The sequence below is a fragment of the Aestuariivivens sediminis genome (assembly GCF_022662105.1).
GTDB lineage: Bacteria > Bacteroidota > Bacteroidia > Flavobacteriales > Flavobacteriaceae > Aestuariivivens > Aestuariivivens sediminis.
In genome coordinates this window covers 126,922-143,832 of record NZ_JAKMCP010000004.1, presented here as the reverse complement: position 1 = coordinate 143,832, position 16,911 = coordinate 126,922, and the positions used below count along the sequence as shown (strand labels likewise).

General features: G+C 39.7%; 16 protein-coding genes. All 16 read right to left on the bottom strand.

Going from position 1 to position 16,911, the window contains the following annotated elements; all coding sequences use genetic code 11:
• Positions 1-47: 47 nt before the first annotated feature.
• The gene (locus tag MR054_RS12160) at positions 48-704 is read right to left on the bottom strand and encodes a LicD family protein (RefSeq protein ID WP_242158101.1); all 657 of its coding nucleotides are present in this window, start codon (positions 702-704) and stop codon (positions 48-50) included.
• An 8-nt stretch (positions 705-712) separates the two neighbouring features.
• The gene (locus MR054_RS12155; protein WP_276520178.1) at positions 713-1,972 is read right to left on the bottom strand and encodes an oligosaccharide flippase family protein; all 1,260 of its coding nucleotides are present in this window, start codon (positions 1,970-1,972) and stop codon (positions 713-715) included.
• A 39-nt stretch (positions 1,973-2,011) separates the two neighbouring features.
• The gene (locus MR054_RS12150; RefSeq protein ID WP_242158099.1) at positions 2,012-2,734 is read right to left on the bottom strand and encodes a phosphocholine cytidylyltransferase family protein; all 723 of its coding nucleotides are present in this window, start codon (positions 2,732-2,734) and stop codon (positions 2,012-2,014) included.
• A gap of 1 nt (position 2,735) precedes the next feature.
• Positions 2,736-3,833 carry an iron-containing alcohol dehydrogenase gene (locus tag MR054_RS12145; RefSeq protein WP_242158098.1) on the bottom strand — a complete coding sequence of 366 codons (1,098 nt, stop codon included), beginning with the start codon at positions 3,831-3,833 and terminating at the stop codon, positions 2,736-2,738.
• Positions 3,830-5,347 (bottom strand): xylulokinase, encoded by a 1,518-nt coding sequence (locus tag MR054_RS12140; RefSeq protein ID WP_242158097.1) that lies wholly within the window; start codon positions 5,345-5,347, stop codon positions 3,830-3,832. The genes MR054_RS12145 and MR054_RS12140 overlap by 4 nt, the downstream gene beginning before the upstream one ends.
• Positions 5,348-5,354: 7 nt before the next feature.
• Positions 5,355-6,185 (bottom strand): class II fructose-bisphosphate aldolase, encoded by an 831-nt coding sequence (locus MR054_RS12135; protein ID WP_242158096.1) that lies wholly within the window; start codon positions 6,183-6,185, stop codon positions 5,355-5,357.
• Between the two features lie 53 nt (positions 6,186-6,238).
• Positions 6,239-7,291: a GDP-L-fucose synthase family protein gene (locus MR054_RS12130; protein ID WP_242158094.1), complete on the bottom strand. Its 1,053-nt coding sequence runs from the start codon at positions 7,289-7,291 to the stop codon at positions 6,239-6,241.
• Positions 7,292-7,294: 3 nt separating this feature from the next.
• Positions 7,295-8,413 (bottom strand): GDP-mannose 4,6-dehydratase, encoded by a 1,119-nt coding sequence (gmd, locus tag MR054_RS12125; protein WP_242158092.1) that lies wholly within the window; start codon positions 8,411-8,413, stop codon positions 7,295-7,297.
• An 84-nt stretch (positions 8,414-8,497) separates the two neighbouring features.
• Positions 8,498-9,505, bottom strand: coding sequence for a UDP-N-acetylglucosamine 4,6-dehydratase (inverting) (gene pseB, locus MR054_RS12120; protein ID WP_242158090.1), 1,008 nt, complete (start codon positions 9,503-9,505; stop codon positions 8,498-8,500).
• Between the two features lie 163 nt (positions 9,506-9,668).
• Positions 9,669-10,805: a DegT/DnrJ/EryC1/StrS family aminotransferase gene (locus tag MR054_RS12115; protein ID WP_242158089.1), complete on the bottom strand. Its 1,137-nt coding sequence runs from the start codon at positions 10,803-10,805 to the stop codon at positions 9,669-9,671.
• A 247-nt stretch (positions 10,806-11,052) separates the two neighbouring features.
• Entirely contained in the window at positions 11,053-11,640 is a 588-nt protein-coding gene (locus tag MR054_RS12110) for a sugar transferase (protein ID WP_242158088.1), read from the bottom strand.
• A 610-nt stretch (positions 11,641-12,250) separates the two neighbouring features.
• The gene (locus MR054_RS12105) at positions 12,251-13,513 is read right to left on the bottom strand and encodes a nucleotide sugar dehydrogenase (protein ID WP_242158087.1); all 1,263 of its coding nucleotides are present in this window, start codon (positions 13,511-13,513) and stop codon (positions 12,251-12,253) included.
• Positions 13,514-13,552: 39 nt separating this feature from the next.
• On the bottom strand, positions 13,553-14,338 hold the full coding sequence (gene rfbD / locus MR054_RS12100; RefSeq protein WP_242158086.1) for a dTDP-4-dehydrorhamnose reductase: 786 nt from the start codon (positions 14,336-14,338) through the stop codon (positions 13,553-13,555).
• Complete coding sequence (rfbC, locus tag MR054_RS12095) at positions 14,328-14,879, bottom strand: dTDP-4-dehydrorhamnose 3,5-epimerase (protein ID WP_242158085.1); 552 nt, start codon at positions 14,877-14,879, stop codon at positions 14,328-14,330. Before rfbC ends, rfbD begins: the two co-directional genes overlap by 11 nt.
• A 1-nt stretch (position 14,880) precedes the next feature.
• Complete coding sequence (gene rfbA / locus MR054_RS12090) at positions 14,881-15,741, bottom strand: glucose-1-phosphate thymidylyltransferase RfbA (RefSeq protein WP_242158084.1); 861 nt, start codon at positions 15,739-15,741, stop codon at positions 14,881-14,883.
• A 124-nt stretch (positions 15,742-15,865) separates the two neighbouring features.
• Complete coding sequence (gene rfbB / locus MR054_RS12085) at positions 15,866-16,909, bottom strand: dTDP-glucose 4,6-dehydratase (protein ID WP_242158083.1); 1,044 nt, start codon at positions 16,907-16,909, stop codon at positions 15,866-15,868.
• Positions 16,910-16,911: the final 2 nt, after the last annotated feature.

Below are 16,911 nucleotides of genomic sequence, written 5' to 3'. Positions count from 1 at the left end.
GTGAAAAACGTTATTCTCATAAATTTGTTATTGTACAAATTTACTATTTAATTTAGGCTGGTTTTTCTTAAGAAACTTTTCAATTTACTTAAAACTAAAAACAAAAAAGGAAGTTTTTCCCTTATGGTTTCCCTAAATATAATGTAGGTGTTAAAATCTAGCGCTGCCACATCCCTTACAGGAATCTTCCAGTCTTTTCCATACAACTCCTTTAGAAATTTTTCGGCTTCAACAGGAATTTGAAAATCCTCTCCTAAGAACTTATAGCTTTTGGTGTTTTCTAAATAGGTGGATTTTGCCTTGAGCCCTAAGTCACATTTTCTGTAAGATGAGTGAGTCTTTCTAAAAAAATAAAAGTCAATATATTCATCGTTTCTTTCAATACTTAACAATTTGTCATTGTATCGAATGATTCTAAAGCCAATATCTATAATTTCTGGCAAAACGTCCAAAAGATCTTCTTTATGCTCATCTAACATGGATAAATCGATATCCTCATCATGCTTGATAAAGTTTCCTTCTCTAATGGCCCCTAACAACGTACCATAAATAAGTCCAAATTTTATCTTATGCTTATCTAGGAGGGCCTTTAACTCCAATAAATTTTGTTTTGCCACCTCTAAATTTAATCGCTTTGTTCCGGAAATTGGTGTAGCCTCAGTGTATGTTATAACTCCTTTTTTTGTAATTATCTCTTTTAGCATACCTCCTTTTAATTCATTAATTTCGTTTTAAACACATAATATATTCTAAATCCTAAACCCGTTACCATATATACTGGAATAGCAAAGACAACAATATAAATATCTTTCGTTACAAACACTGCAATCACAGTATATAACATATAAATAATGGAAGCGTAAATAAGGCTATTGTTTGCATACTTAATATGTCCATATGCTGCCAATAATGGATATCCTAAAATTGTACTTATCACGGCAAAAATAGCTCCGCTAAAAACAATTACAAAAAATAAGGATAACATCTCATTATATTCATCAAAAACAATTTGTAGTAATTCCTGATTAAAATAGAGTAAAGGAATTATAAGTATTAATGATATTCCAGTTATTGTAACCAACACCTTTTTTAAAAATGTAATGTTTCGGGTCCTAGACATATAAGGATAAATCGTTTGTGAAACCACAGAACCAAGGCTCATAAAGGCGTAAAATAGTTTTTCAACCATGGTATAGTAACCAACGATCAAATTTCCAAAATATAAGCCAATTATTGTTGTTGCGAAATATCTGCTACCATTATTGGCGACTCTTGACAAAAAAAATTGAAAACTATCTTTAAGTTCATAAGAGATGGTTGATGTTTTAGGGATGACCAACCTTAATGAAAATAACTTAAATGACAGCCAAAATGCATAACTCGCCCCTATAATAATTCCCAGGGCGTTTAAAACTGGTACATAAATGTAATCTGACGGGTTTTTTATAACAGCAAATATCAAAATGGTAAAAAAGATTTTTGAGAACACATTGACATAAGTAATATACTTCATCTTTTCCATGCCTTGGAATAACCATGTCGGGAAAATATAGTTACCTATAACCACACCAAAAGTCGCATAATATAACAAGGCATTACTTTGAAGAGTATCTATTGTCAAAATGAGAAAAGAGAGCGTTAAAAAAGACAAAAAAAGCAAACACAGTTTAATAAACATTACCGATGAAAAGATCTCAGAAATCTTCTTTGGGTCCTCTCTATGGATAGAAACTTCTCTTGTAGCAGATAATTCAAAACCAAAACTCACTATAATATTAAAATACATAATAATGGACAGCGCAAAATTCACCAGCCCAAATATTTCAACACCCAACACACGGACCAAATAGGGTAAGGTTACAAGTGGCAAAAGCATATTCATCCCCTGTAAAATGGATAATGAAAAAAAATTAGATAAAAGTGCTTTTTTATCTTTTGAAACTTTAGGCCTTTTTATTCCATATTTTGGCATAGATGAACAAATGGATAATTGAAAAAAAACTGGTTTGTATTATGGTGCAATTCTACCGAATTTGGATTTTGCCTTGATATAATCTTCCTCAAAGTCTACTTCGACAAAATTAGAATCTACAATATCCAACGCACAGATAGTATATTTATCTGTTTTGATAGCCTCAGAAATTACGGATTCCATGTAATGATTTAAATCACCCTTTTTAAACAACCTTTCTGCAGTGTATTTGAAAAATGGAATAGTTGATTTTTTGAATTTTGCAATCCCCAAGAACTCTCCATCTGCATGTTCTGATTTCATTTCCTTCGTAATTTGGATCACCTTTTTCTCTCTTAACTTTATTTTCATCTCCTCTTCGCCACATTGTTTACGTTCAAACGGAAGTACCATGTCTCCTTTAGATTTGACCAATTTTTCCCATATCGATTTTTCAGCCAAAGTATCTGCATGTAAAAATAAAAAATCATCATCTATTTTATTTAATGCCATATATAAGGACCCGAGTACATTACAATGGTTCCAAAAGGGATTATACACCAGCTCAATATTGTTGTAATTTGAAATATGATTCTCAATTTTATAACTTTTAAAACCCGTAACTACAATTATTTTTTTTAAATGTAATTGATTTAAGATATCAATGTTATAATCCAATAACGTGTACCCATCATCATCCAAGGGCAATAAACTTTTAGGGAGGTTGGTGGTATAATTTCCTAATCGACTTCCTTTTCCTGCGGCTAAAACAACTCCAATCATATTATAATGAATTAGTTAAAATCTTTTTAATAGTTCCGACATCTCGATAGGATGGATCTGCGCTGACATTACCAGTCACATTTTTTGAAATCTCATCAATTTGATTTTGATGGATACCCAAATCAGTAATTGTGTAGTTTATATCCAGACTGTCCTTTAGGGATTGAATCTTTTTTAGAAACTGGTTAATATTCATTCCTAGATCATTAACCAAGTCCTTTAACTCTGTTAATCTTGAGTCTGCCAAATGTTTTAGCCAACCTTTGTATAAGGCAATTAATCCTTGGGCATGACTTGTTCCTGTTAAAGGACCAATAACATATTGGATTCTATGTGGCAAACAAGTAGAGCTATAGGCTAAATTTATTCCCATTAAAGCAGATGAAATTGCTATTTTTTCCATGGCACATTCATCGTTATCTTTACATGCGAGGGTTAAATATTTAAAAATATTTTCAATACAACTAATTGATTGAATTTTTGCCAAAGGATTGGTCTTTTTAGATATATAAGTTTCTATGGCGTGTGTAAGACAATCAAATCCAACCTCAGCTTTAAGCTTGGGTGGACATGCATTGTGAAGTTTAGCATCAATTATTACACCATTGGGCTGAATAATTTCTCCTCTGAGACCTCCTTTAATTAAATTCTGATTATCATAAATTATTGCTCCAAAAGATAATTCTGCCCCAGTCCCTGCTGTTGTAGGAACAGCAATAACTTTAATTTTCTTGTTGGGCATGAGCGCTTTATTATAAAATACATCTTTATAGCTTACCCCCTCGAAGGCCACCGATAACGTTTTTGCGGCATCTATTACAGACCCTCCACCTATTGCTATAATACTTTCTATGTGCTTTCCATTAAGATCATCAATGACTTTATCTAAATCCTCAAACGGAGCATCGGGTCGAATATGAGAATAGATATAAAGGTTTTGCTTTCGTTTTAATTTATCAAAAATTATGGAAAATTCAAATGTTTCAAATACTGTTTTAGAAACTAAAATTAAAATATGATTCCCAAGTTTAAACTCATTAAGAACTTCGTAAGACAATGGTGCTACAATTACTTTAGGTTTTATAGAGTAATGTTTCATAAATTACTTATGGTTTCGGATGAGAATGATTGGATCTGCTTCCTTAGTATGAAGTGGTCATTATAAATTGGAAGTAATTGTTCATTTAATTTCTTATAGAACGTAAAAAATTCATTGTATATTTTATGATTTTCTTCAGAAGGATTTATGATTTTTCTAATTTTTATTACTTTCGAAGCCGCTTCTTCAATTGTTGAGAACTTATTTAGATTAACCATAAGAAGTATAAGAGCTCCAACAGAGGTACTTTCAAAATTTTCAATAACTTTAATTCTTTTATTCGTAACATCAGCTTTAATTTGATTAATTAAATCAAATCTCGCCAATCCACCACTTACAGTCATCGACTCAATATTTAAACCATTAGTCATAATTAAGTGTAACAAATCATTAGATACATATGCGGTAGATTCAAAAACAGCTCTGGTAAATTCTTTTATTGTACTGCTTCTATTTATTCCAAAAAAAGAACCTTTAGCATTAGCATTCTTAAAAGGTGCCCGTTCTCCAAGCATGTATGGAAGAAAAACGATTCCATGTGCACCCATAGAGATTTCATGTGCATTATTCTCCATAATGTAATAAACATTCTTATCAGCTTCATTATAAAATGCTTGCTTTAACCATTCGATTATCCCTCCGCCAAGATTGTTTGATGCTCCGATAAGAAATTTATTATAATTTCCTAATTTCTGTGATAATATCAAGCCTTCTCTAGAGTTTAGACCATTCTCAGAAAGCACTCTAACTGAAGTCACTGTTCCAGATACATCACAGGCTGTTTTATTATCTCCATCATAGGATCCCAAAACCGCACATATCGCATCATAGGTGGTTAAAACATATTTACAACGGGCAGCAAATTTAAACGTTCTATTAATTTTATTTAAGATTGGTAATTGATACCCAATGTCCTTAACTTTTGGAAGAGTATTGGTATCTAAACCTACTTCATTAATTATATGGTTAAGATATTCTCCATTTTCAAATAATGCTTTACTCGCATTTAGGGAATCTGTAAACACTTCACCAGTAAAATAATAATTTAAAAATTCTCCTGCCCCAATCCAATATTTAACCTTATCAAATACGTTTGGATTATTTCTTTTAAACCACAAAGCCTTTGGAATAACAGAGGATTCTGGACAACTTATACTTGATTGTTTTATATGAGGTTTTATAATGCCTTCAATCTCCTGAGCTTCCAGAAAAGCCCTTTTGTCTGAAACCATCATTACTTTTGTTAATGGTTTACCATTAGAATCTATCCCCAAAATACAAGAAGAGCTTGTTGTTGAAGTGATATATTCTATTTTGCTGTTTAGATAATCAATGGATGAAATCTCTGTTAAAATAGCATCAAGTTTTTCTTTCCATTCCCAAGAATCTTGTTCTACCCTGTGATCAATTAAGTTTGAGTATACTGCCCTGGATGTCGTATATAATTGTTTCCCTTCTTCATTAAAAACAATACCTCTTATAGATTTAAGCCCCAAATTTATTACTAAATACATTCTAAAATCATTTTGTATATTTAACTAGGTATTCTTCAAAAAGCTGAGACAACTGCTCCGTCATCAAATTATTAAAAGAGATTTCATTATAAAGTTTATTCTTGGTAGCATATAACTGTAATATGTCCATAGTGTGTTTTTTTACTTCCGTAGAGACATTAATTTTAACTACACCATAATCAATAGTTTCGTTTATAATATTTTCAGGAAGACCAGTTCCTCCATGCAATACATAAAACTGGTTGTCGTCTAACTTCTTACTCGCTTCCTTTAAAATAGTTGTTTTCAACCCATTCAGATTATTATAAAAACCATGAGCATTACCAATTCCAAGTGCCATTAAATGAATATTGGTTTCTTTTATATATTTTTCAATTTCTTCAATTTCTGCATAAGACGAGCCCGTGTCACCAAAACCATCTTCAACACCAGATACTTTTCCTAATTCTCCTTCAACAAGACATCCCACCTTTGAAGCATGTTTCATTATAATATTAGTGTTTTTAATGTTTGAATCGATATCAAAAGCTGAACCATCATACATCACCGAATCAAAGCCAGAATTAATACAATATTTAATAAACTCGATATCTATACAATGATCTAAATGGAAGTAAATAAATTGGTTCGAGTAAGTGCTCAATAAAAATTCTATTCCATATTTTTCATCTAAAAATCGGAGATATCTTTCTGAAAACTGAATCATTAAAGGAGTTTTTAATTTTTCGGCAATCGATTTTGCAGCTTCTAGATGATAAAGATTTTGGAGATTAAATGCCATTATAGCCCTTTTACGCAACCGAAAATCCATCAATACGTCTTTCAATATTCTTTTCATGGTCTATTTCTATATTATTAATAGAAATTATTTAATTTTTTGGAGCTATAATTTTAATATTTACTTTGGACATACCACTCATACACTTTATTGATACCTTCTACTAACTCCACCTGATGGCTCCACCCTAAAGCGTTTAATTTAGACACATCTGTTAGCTTACGCATGGTGCCGTCTGGTTTTTCCAAATTGAACACTAAATCTCCTTTAAAGCCAACGATTTTTTTAATGGTCTCGGCCAATTCTTTAATGGATATATCAACGCCGGTTCCTATATTAATATGCGTGTTTCTTATTTCAAGATCTTCACTATTATGCGTGTCTTCAAAATTTCGATGCTCCATAAGAAACACACAGGCCTCTGCCATGTCCTCACTCCATAAAAATTCACGCCTGGGAGTTCCGGTCCCCCATATTTCAACCTGGTCCGCACCCACACCAAACCGGGTTAAATACGCCCTGGCCTCATCCATGGTATGGACTCCCAAATCCTTTAAAACCTCCGCATCTCTGTGCTCTGACACTAATTTAGCGAGATGCATCTTTCGAATTAAGGCCGGCAATACGTGAGACTTTTCCAAATCGAAATTATCGTTAGGCCCGTACAAATTGGTGGGCATGACCGCTATAAAATTGGTCCCGTATTGTATATTGTAACTTTCACACAATTTAATACCAGCTATTTTGGCAATGGCATAAGGTTCATTGGTGTATTCCAAGGTATCGGTCAACAGATACTCTTCTTTCATGGGTTGTGGACAATGTTTAGGATAAATGCAGGTGCTCCCCAAAAACAATAACTTTTTTACCCCATGCACATGGCTTTGATGAATCACATTATTCTGAATCATCAAATTATCGTAAATAAAATCAGCTCTATACGTGTTATTGGCCACAATACCTCCTACTTTGGCTGCTGCTAAAAACACATAGTCCGGTTTTTCTGCATTAAAAAAATTTGCTACAGCTAATTGGTCGGTTAAATCTAATTCCTTATGGGTTTTTGTTATGAAGTTATGATACCCTTTTTGCTTTAAATTGTTTAGAATGGCACTCCCCACAAGACCTCTATGCCCTGCTATATAAATCTTTGAATCTTTTTTCATCGCCTATTCAAAGTAATTTTTAATTCTATAGCCCCCTTCTTGGAGATACTGTTGCTTTTGCATCAGTTTTAAATCGCTTTCCATCATATCTTGAACCAGTTCTTGTAGGGAATATTTAAGAACCCAACCCAATTTATGTTTGGCCTTTGAAGCATCTCCCACCAATAAATCGACTTCGGTGGGTCTAAAATAGGCAGGGTCCACACTTAACACTTCTTTTCCAATGGATAATTGATATTTCGGATTACTGCAGGATTTAACAAATGCCTTTTCGGCCACTCCTGTGCCTTTAAATTCCAATTCAATACCCACCTCATTAAAACTCATCCTTACAAAATCCCTAACAGAGGTGGTTTTACCGGTCGCTATGACCCAATCCTCGGCTTCGTCGGCTTGCAAGATCATCCACATCATCCTAACATAGTCCTTGGCATGTCCCCAGTCGCGTTGGGCATCCAAATTACCTAAATAAAATTTATCCTGTAATCCTAAAGCTATTCTTGAAACTGCTCTTGTTATTTTTCGGGTTACAAAGGTCTCTCCCCTTATGGGCGATTCATGGTTAAATAAAATGCCATTACAGGCATAAATGCCGTAGGCTTCACGATAATTCACCGTAATCCAATAGGCGTACATTTTTGCAACAGCATAAGGACTCCTCGGATAAAATGGTGTCGTTTCAGTCTGAGGTACTTCTTGGACCTTGCCATATAACTCGGATGTAGAGGCCTGATAAATACGTGTTTTCTTCTCCAAACCCAGGAAACGAATGGCTTCCAGCAATCTTAGGGTCCCAATACCATCTGCATTAGCGGTATATTCCGGCATCTCAAAGGACACATGTACATGGCTCATGGCTGCCAAATTATAAATTTCATCGGGCTGTACTTCTTGAATGATACGTGTAACATTGGTGCTGTCCGTCATGTCTCCATAATGCAGAAAAAAGTTTCTGTTCTCAACATGTGGGTCTTGATAAAGATGATCTATTCTGTCGGTGTTAAACAAAGAAGATCTCCGCTTAATCCCATGTACTTCATATCCCTTTTTCAACAAAAACTCACTCAAATAAGCGCCGTCTTGACCCGTAACCCCAGTAATTAAGGCTATCTTTTTTGACATCTTTAATTTAATTTTACTTTTGGTTTTTCATATTAAATCTAATCCCTGCAAAAGTAAGCTTTTTCCATACCTAACCACAAGGTTTTAATCCTTTTTAAACGCCTTTATTAATCCTTTCAAACTGTCAACGGTTTCCCATGCTGTATTCTCCCCGGAATTATAGCTGAACCCCGGAGGAACCTTTTTAGCTTTAAAGGCGGTTATAAAATCGTCCACGGGCCAGGGAGGGCTGGAGGGCAGGATCACGTAATACGCACCAAGATCGTAAGTGTAAAACGCATCGCTGGGGGAAATCATTTCTTCGTGTAATTTTTCGCCGGGACGGATGCCCACTATGGGTTTTTCACAGTCCGGTCCAATGGCATTGGCCACATCCATGATGCGATACGAGGGCAGTTTAGGCACAAAAACTTCGCCTCCCCAACTCGTTTCCAGGGCCAGTAATACCATCTTAACCCCATACGGTATGGTAATATTAAACCGGGTCATACGGGAATCGGTGATGGGCAGAACCCCATCTTCCCTTTTCTTTTTTAAAAAGAAGGGGACTACCGATCCGCTGGATCCCATCATATTCCCGTAACGGACTACCGAAAAGGTCGTCCCGGTCTCATTCCTGGTGGTATTGGCCGAAATGAACAGTTTATCCGACACCAGTTTTGTGGCCCCGTAAAGACTGTTGGGCGCACAGGCCTTATCTGTTGAAAGGGCCACCACACGCGCTACACCGGCCTCCATGGACGCTTCAATCACGTTCTGAGCCCCTCCAATATTGGTTTTAATACATTCATCGGGATTGCGCTCGGCAATATGAACATCCTTCATCGCTGCGGTATGGATCACATAGTCCACCCCATCAAACACCCGAATCAGGCGTGCTTTATCACGCACATCGCCAATAACAAACTGTAATTGGGGAAAATGACTTAGCGGCAGTTCTCGGGCCATTTGGGCCTGCTTTTGCTCGTCCCGGGATACCACCCGTATTTGTTTGATGTCCGGGTGTTCCTTTAAGATGTATCGGGTCAGGGCACTCCCTAAGGAGCCCGTGCCTCCGGTGATTAAGATGGTCTTCCCTCTGTAGTCAAGCATGTGTGTGTTTTCAAATCCGTTTGTAACCAATTGCGATTCGGCTAATTTAAGGGAATTATTGCTTTTTTAAGGGGGATGTCACAAATTCTTATTGCCATGGTATGGCATAGGGTGTTGATCAACCATCGCCTTTGGCAGGGCTAAGGACCTGTCGTTTTACATATTATTCCTGTAAATAGTTTAAGGCAGCCTGAGCAATAGTGTCTTTATCGTCTGTGGTTAAGCCGGACCCGGAGGGTAGGCAGAGTCCGTTTTCAAAAATAGAGGTCGCCACGGTGCCCCCATAAAACGGGGCCTCCCTAAAGACCGGTTGGATATGCATGGGCTTCCATATGGGTTTGGATTCAATGCCTTGTTCCTGAAAGGCAGCCGATAATCCCATGGGGCCTTTGCCTGCGGGATTCGTGGCAAACCGGATGCAGGTCAGCCAAAAATTCGCATGTTGGTCCGGTGAGGCTTCCTGTAAGACCTCAATATACCGGAAAGGCTTGAATAAGGTCCGGTAAAATTCATGGTTAGCCCTTCTCTTTTCCATATATCCGGGCAAGGCCTTCATTTGGCCCCGCCCTATCGCTGCCGCCACAGGACTCATCCGGTAATTGAACCCCACATGGCTGTGCTCATACCAGGGTGCCCGGTCCTTGGCCTGGGTGGCCAGGAAGATCGCTTTACGCTTGTGCCTGATGTCCTTACACATTAAGGCGCCTCCTCCCCATGTGGTGATGATCTTGTTCACATTAAACGACAGGATGCCAAATGTGCCGATAGTACCGCATTTTTGGCCTTTATATTCGCTTCCCAAAGCTTCTGCGGCATCTTCAATAATAGGGATGTCATAGGCCTTCGAGATCTCGACCAGCGCGTCCATTTTGGCCGGTATGCCAAACAGGTGAACAACGATCATGGCCCTGGGTTTTCTCCCCTTCTTTAGGCGATCGGTAATGGCCTCCTCCAAGCGTTTAGGACACAGATTCCAGGTATCCGGTTCGCTATCCACAAATAGGGGTCTTGCCCCCTGGTACAAAATCGGAAACGCCGATGCAGCAAAGGTTAAACTTTGGCAAATCACCTCATCCCCCGATTGTACCCCGGCCAAAATTAAGGCTAAATGTATGGCAGCCGTTCCCGAAGACAGTGCTGCGACATGGGTTTGACCACCCAGATAGGCTTCCAAATCCTTTTCCAGACCTTCTATGGACCCGCCGGCGGCAGTTCCCCGGTTGGACTCCAGGGCGTCCTGTATGTGTTTTAATTCGTTACCACTCAGGTGGGGTGGTGACAATGGTATTTTAAATTCCATGAATGCATGTCTTTACTGCCAGGGTTTAAAGATAGAAAAAAGGACCTATACAAATCCTGTTTTTAGGATGGTCCTGTTCTCGATACCCGTCTGCCGTCAGTTCCGGCTTCCCACAGGTCTGAAATCACCCCATCGGATCGTTCCCTGTGGCTGGTCCCCCTCATGGTGAAGGCTCCCTAAACCAAGCCTTCGGGGAACCCTAAAAAACCCTAACCATCCTGAAAGCAGCAGATGCTTCTACCCCTTTTTACCGTTTCCTGAATGACAGCCCTATGGTTTTAAGTATAATCACGATATCCTTATACAAGCTATATTGTGCAATATAGGCCTTATTCAATTCTACTTTTTTGGGCCAGAGTACCGTGTCATTATAGTGTTTGGGATTCGGTTGTGTGGACAGCAATGCTTCTTCATCTTTAAAATGCAAGGTGGCATATCCCGTAATACCGGGCTTTACCGATAATACCATGCGATCCTCACCTTCTAACCGATCGGCATACCCTTCCATATCGGGTCGGGGGCCGACAAAACTCATGTCCCCTTTCAACACATTCCACAATTGCGGCAGCTCATCCCACTTCATACGTCTTAAAAACCGGCCAAATGCCGTGGCCTTTGTGGAACCGCCCGGTGTTTGCCTTAGGGTCCTTATTTTATAAATGTGAAATGGTTTCCCAAACTGCCCGATTCTTTGTTGTTTGAATATCCCGTGTTGTCCGGTATCCAAAAACGCAAGCACCATGAGACCGACCATGGCCCCACCCAGTACCATCAAACCTAACAGGGATAATACGATATCAAAGCTTCTTTTTACGAGGACCTCTCTAGCGCTCAAACCCATAAATCTGTTGATTTCTCATCGTTACACTATGGCTAAACCCTACTATGTGCCCTTTAGGGTTGGTTTACCCCTGTTGTACAGGCATCATGGTAAAAGGTCTATAAAGGTATTGTTTTTAATTGTAAAGCCGCTGCCACCTAGAACAGGGTTTTTTGCTTCTTTTTACAAACCATGGTACTTCCGTCCTTCAAACACACTTTTTGACCCGGATTGGGTTACAAATTCAAGGCACAAAAAAGGGATGCCCAGGGGTTTAAATTCGCTGCCTAGAAAATTTTTTTTCTTGCCTAGAAAATGCGGATTTTATGCGGTGAAAATTTTTTTTTCTAAGCAGGGAATTTCATTTCCTGCGCAGGAAATGAGTCCTGCCTGCCCGGGAAATTTTTTTTCCTGCGCATCTTTCTTAAGCCCTATAAACACTGGTGTTTCGAGAGGGTATCTGAAGCGTTTCAGAGGGGTCTTTAAGAAGACCCCTGGAGGCCCTAAACTATAAGATGACAAGGCTCTCCGGTGATCCATCAATACCATTATACCCATAGGCATGCGTTTCTCCCGTATAGCACACCCGATCCAATTCGCCGGAGCCCGTCATCAGCGGTTGGTCTTAAAGTCTAGCCGTGACCAGCGCTTTGGGAAGCATACTTTTAACATCGTAGATCACGCAATCCTTAGTCGTTCTGAACTTCGTATAATCAATGGTTTTGAACTCGTCATGTCCCACCGCCAGTACTACGGCATCATAATCGTAACTGAGCTCCTCCTCCAGGGTGATGTTATAGGTTTCACGAACCTCCGTGCTCAGGGCATGCGGGTCAAAAACCGCTACCGATGCGCCAAACCCTTCTAATTCGCGGATCACGTCTATCACCCTTGAGTTTCTTATGTCGGGGCAATTTTCCTTGAAGGTCATTCCTAAAATTAATATTCTGGCCCCTTTGATGAGGCTTCCTTTTTCAACTAAAAGTTTAATCACCTTATTCGCCACATGAACCCCCATATGGTCATTTACCCGTCTTCCCGAAAGAATGACATCCGGATAATACCCCAGGCTTTCCGACTTATGCGTTAAATAGTAGGGATCCACACCAATACAGTGTCCTCCCACCAAACCGGGCCTAAAAGGCAGGAAATTCCATTTCGTCCCGGCCGCTTCGAGGACCTCCAGGGTATCAATCTCCAATTTATCGAACACCAGAGCCAATTCGTTAATCAGGGAGATATTCACATCCCTTTGTATGTTCTCTATAATTTTTCCCGCTTCCGCCACTTTGATACTCGAGGTTTTATGCGTGCCGACCGTGACAATGCTTTTGTAGAGATTATCGACTATGGTCGCGGTTTCAGGAGTACTCCCCGAGGTGATTTTTACAATATTATGGACTTTTCGAACCGTATCTCCTGGGTTAATGCGTTCCGGTGAATAGCCACAATAAAAATCGGTATTATACCGGAGACCGCTGCTCTTTTCAAGTTCAGGCACACACACCTCCTCCGTACAACCCGGATAAACCGTAGATTCATAGATCACCATATTGCCCTTTGATAAGTGTTTGCCTACCAATTGACTCGCCTGAACCAGATAGGACAGGTCCGGCCTGTTAAAGGCGTCTATTGGGGTTGGTACCGTCACAATATAAATGTCGGCCTCAGCAATATCCCTGGCACTTCCGGTAAATCTCAGGGTTTTAGCTTCGGCAAAGTCATCTGCAGTCACTTCCCGGGTCTTATCCATGCCTTGCTTCAAGTTTGCAATTCGGTTGGGATCAATATCAAATCCAATCACCTGAAATCCGTTCTTTGAGAATGCTATGGCCAGGGGAAGCCCGACATAACCCAATCCAATTACTGCTATTTTATACGATGTCATATCCATGGGTCTAAAAATAAGAAAATAAACATATACGTTTTATGTAGCTGCCAAAACACTGTATTTTGGGCGCCTTGCCAGGGTTTTATAAGTGTTTACGGGATGAAGTTCTACCTGATCCGTTAATTGCTGTTCCTCCAGAATGCGTTGTGCAAAATCGAACCAGGTCATGGGTTTGGAATGACTAAAATGATACAGTCCAAAAGGGGGTTTGGTCTCTATGATATGCGCCATTAAAAAGGATGCCAGGTCTTCCGTATCGGTAGGGCACCCTACCTGATCTGTGGTAATCGTTAAGGGTCGCCCCTGTTTTGCACTATCCAGAATAAACCTGTAAAAGTTTTGTCCATAGATTTTACTGTACAGCCAGGAGGTCCTAACGATGTAATAGGTTGTTAAATACTGCTGAATGTACTGCTCCCCCAATAGTTTTGACCTGCCATACGCATTTATCGGATTGGGCGTATCGTGAATGGTATAGGGCTGGTTCTTACGCCCGTCAAAAACGTAATCGGTGGAAATATGGATGAGTATAACGGCATGCGCCGCACAGTTCTGAGCCAGGTTTTTAACCCCCTCGGCATTCACCTTAAAGGCGATATCCGGTGTTCGTTCGGCCTGTTCCACATTGGTATAAGCCGCACAATTGATGCAGTAGTCAAACCTCTGTTGATTAAAAAAGGCGTTCAATTGTTTGGGGTCGGTAATGTCCAGTTCAGCCCTGGACACAAAAACAAAATCCATGGCCTTATGGCCCTTGTACAAGGCCTTAATGGTCTGTCCCAATTGCCCGTCAGCTCCCGTAACCAATACCCTAGTCATCATGGAACAAATCGTTAAAGGTGGGGAGACTTAAATCCTTCTCCGAAATAATTAATTCGCTGTCATGAACTTGCCAGTCTATATTCAAGGTCATGTCGTTGTAAATGATTCCGGCTTCAGACTCCTTATTATAGAAGTTATCACATTTATAGGTGAAAATCGTATCGTTTTCCAATACCAAAAACCCATGGGCAAATTGCTTGGGAATAAACAGCTGTTGTTTTTTAACAGCGTCCAGGATGATCGAAAAATGCGCTCCAAAGGTTTTTGAATCCTGACGTAGATCGACACACACGTCCAGCACCTTACCCCGGGTTACCCGTACCAATTTGGACTGGGCATGATCTCCCCTTTGAAAGTGCAATCCTCTTAAAACCCCTTTTTTGGATTGAGATTCGTTGTCCTGAACAAAATTGATGCTGCGCCCCGTTGCTTCCTCAAAATGATTCCTATTAAAGCTTTCAAAGAAATAGCCCCTCTCATCTTCAAATACCCGAGGTGTTAATACATAGCATCCTTGTATAAACGTTTCTTCAATACTCATTCTATCGTATTAATTGTTGAAGATAGGCCCCGTAACCGCTTTTCAGTAAAGGCTTTGCTAATTCGTGCAACTGGGCTTTAGTAATATAGCCCATTTTAAAGGCGATTTCTTCAATACAGCCAATCTTAAGCCCTTGACGTTCTTCAATCACTTCAACAAAGTGACTGGCTTGCATAAGCGATGTAAAGGTTCCGGTATCCAACCAGGCGGTCCCTTTATCTAAAATTTGAACATTAAGCTTGCCCTTGCCCAAATACGCCTTATTGATATCGGTTATTTCAAGTTCACCTCTGGGACTGGGTTGTATCTGTTTGGCTATGGCTACCACGTTTTTATCGTAAAAATAGATCCCCGGCACTGCAAAATTGGATTTTGGCTGACTCGGTTTTTCCTCAATGGATATGGCTTTACCCGTTTCGTCAAATTCAACAACCCCATAACGCTTAGGATCCTGGACATGGTAAGCAAAAATAACGCCGCCATCGGGGTCAATATGGTTTGCCAAGGTTTGTTGAAGTCCGGATCCATAAAATATATTATCCCCTAAAATCAGGGCTACACTCTCGTCTCCTATAAAGGTTTCTCCGATGATAAAGGCTTCCGCCAATCCGTTGGGTTGTTCCTGAACGGCATACTCAAACCGACACCCATAATCCGTTCCATCACCCAAAAGCCCCTTGAATAAAGGCGTATCCTTTGAGGTTGAAATGATTAAAATGTCCCTGATTCCGGCAGACATCAGGGTAGTAAGGGGGTAATAGATCATGGGTTTATCGTAAACCGGCATCAATTGCTTACTCACGACCTTAGTAAGTGGATGTAATCGTGTTCCTGAACCTCCTGCTAATATGATGCCTTTCATGTTATTCTGTATTATAATGGTGATTCTGTATACGGTGATACAGGTTCACCCCTGTTTTATTGCTTTGGTTTGGGTTGACCCCAACACGGACAGTACCATCACTCATCATCCCAAACCGATAGTCTTAATGATATTGTTTGTTGTAATACCCCTGATATGCCCCGCTGGTCACATGGTTTAACCAGGTTTCATTTTGCAAATACCAGTCTATGGTTTTCTCCAAACCCTCCTCAAAAGTCACCGATGGCTTCCAGTCGAGATCATTTTTAATTTTAGAAGCATCGATGGCATAGCGGAGGTCATGACCGGGCCTGTCTTTTACAAAAGTAATAAGTTGTTCGGAAGTCCCCGGTGCTCTGCCTAATTTTGAATCCATCAACCCGCAAAGCAGTTTTACCAAATCGATATTCTTCCACTCGTTAAAGCCCCCGATATTATAGGTGGCTTTAGATGCTCCCCGGTGAAATACCACATCGATGGCCTTAGCATGGTCTATCACATATAACCAATCCCTGGTGTAATGTCCATCACCGTACACCGGAAGAGGGTTATGGTGGATGATATTATTAATGCATAAGGGAATTAATTTTTCCGGAAATTGATTGGGTCCGTAATTATTGGAGCAATTGGATATGACGTAAGGTAAGCCATAGGTTTCTCCATAAGCCCGCACGAAATGATCGGAGCCGGCTTTGGATGCCGAGTACGGTGAATTGGGATCGTAAGCCGTCGTTTCAGTAAACAAGCCTTGCTCTCCTAAGGTCCCGTAGACTTCATCCGTACTAATATGATAAAACCGTTTGCCATAAAAATCCCCTCCCCATAAGGATTTAAAGGCCTCTAAAAGATGAATGGTTCCCAGTATATTGGTCTTGACAAAAGCTAAGGGGTCTGAAATGGATCGATCGACATGAGACTCGGCCGCTAAATGGATAACCGCCTCGAACCGGTGGGTCTTAAAAAGGGAATCCATGCCTTCCTTGTCCGTGATATCCGCTTTGATAAAGGTATAGTTTTTCTTGTCCTCAATATCCTTTAAATTTTCCAAATTACCCGCATAGGTCAGGGCATCCACATTAAAAATATGATACTGCGGATAGGAGTTTACTAACAACCTAACAACGTGAGACCCTATAAAACCGGCCCCTCCGGTAACGAGTATGTTCATGG

Coding starts and splice junctions, on each gene's coding strand:
- MR054_RS12160 (WP_242158101.1), bottom strand. CDS start 704: ATGCTAAAAGAGATAATTACAAAAAAAGGAGTTATAACATACACTGAG.
- MR054_RS12155 (WP_276520178.1), bottom strand. CDS start 1,972: ATGCCAAAATATGGAATAAAAAGGCCTAAAGTTTCAAAAGATAAAAAA.
- MR054_RS12150 (WP_242158099.1), bottom strand. CDS start 2,734: ATGATTGGAGTTGTTTTAGCCGCAGGAAAAGGAAGTCGATTAGGAAAT.
- MR054_RS12145 (WP_242158098.1), bottom strand. CDS start 3,833: ATGAAACATTACTCTATAAAACCTAAAGTAATTGTAGCACCATTGTCT.
- MR054_RS12140 (WP_242158097.1), bottom strand. CDS start 5,347: ATGTATTTAGTAATAAATTTGGGGCTTAAATCTATAAGAGGTATTGTT.
- MR054_RS12135 (WP_242158096.1), bottom strand. CDS start 6,185: ATGAAAAGAATATTGAAAGACGTATTGATGGATTTTCGGTTGCGTAAA.
- MR054_RS12130 (WP_242158094.1), bottom strand. CDS start 7,291: ATGAAAAAAGATTCAAAGATTTATATAGCAGGGCATAGAGGTCTTGTG.
- gmd (WP_242158092.1), bottom strand. CDS start 8,413: ATGTCAAAAAAGATAGCCTTAATTACTGGGGTTACGGGTCAAGACGGC.
- pseB (WP_242158090.1), bottom strand. CDS start 9,505: ATGCTTGACTACAGAGGGAAGACCATCTTAATCACCGGAGGCACGGGC.
- MR054_RS12115 (WP_242158089.1), bottom strand. CDS start 10,805: ATGGAATTTAAAATACCATTGTCACCACCCCACCTGAGTGGTAACGAA.
- MR054_RS12105 (WP_242158087.1), bottom strand. CDS start 13,513: ATGACATCGTATAAAATAGCAGTAATTGGATTGGGTTATGTCGGGCTT.
- rfbD (WP_242158086.1), bottom strand. CDS start 14,338: ATGATGACTAGGGTATTGGTTACGGGAGCTGACGGGCAATTGGGACAG.
- rfbC (WP_242158085.1), bottom strand. CDS start 14,879: ATGAGTATTGAAGAAACGTTTATACAAGGATGCTATGTATTAACACCT.
- rfbA (WP_242158084.1), bottom strand. CDS start 15,741: ATGAAAGGCATCATATTAGCAGGAGGTTCAGGAACACGATTACATCCA.
- rfbB (WP_242158083.1), bottom strand. CDS start 16,909: ATGAACATACTCGTTACCGGAGGGGCCGGTTTTATAGGGTCTCACGTT.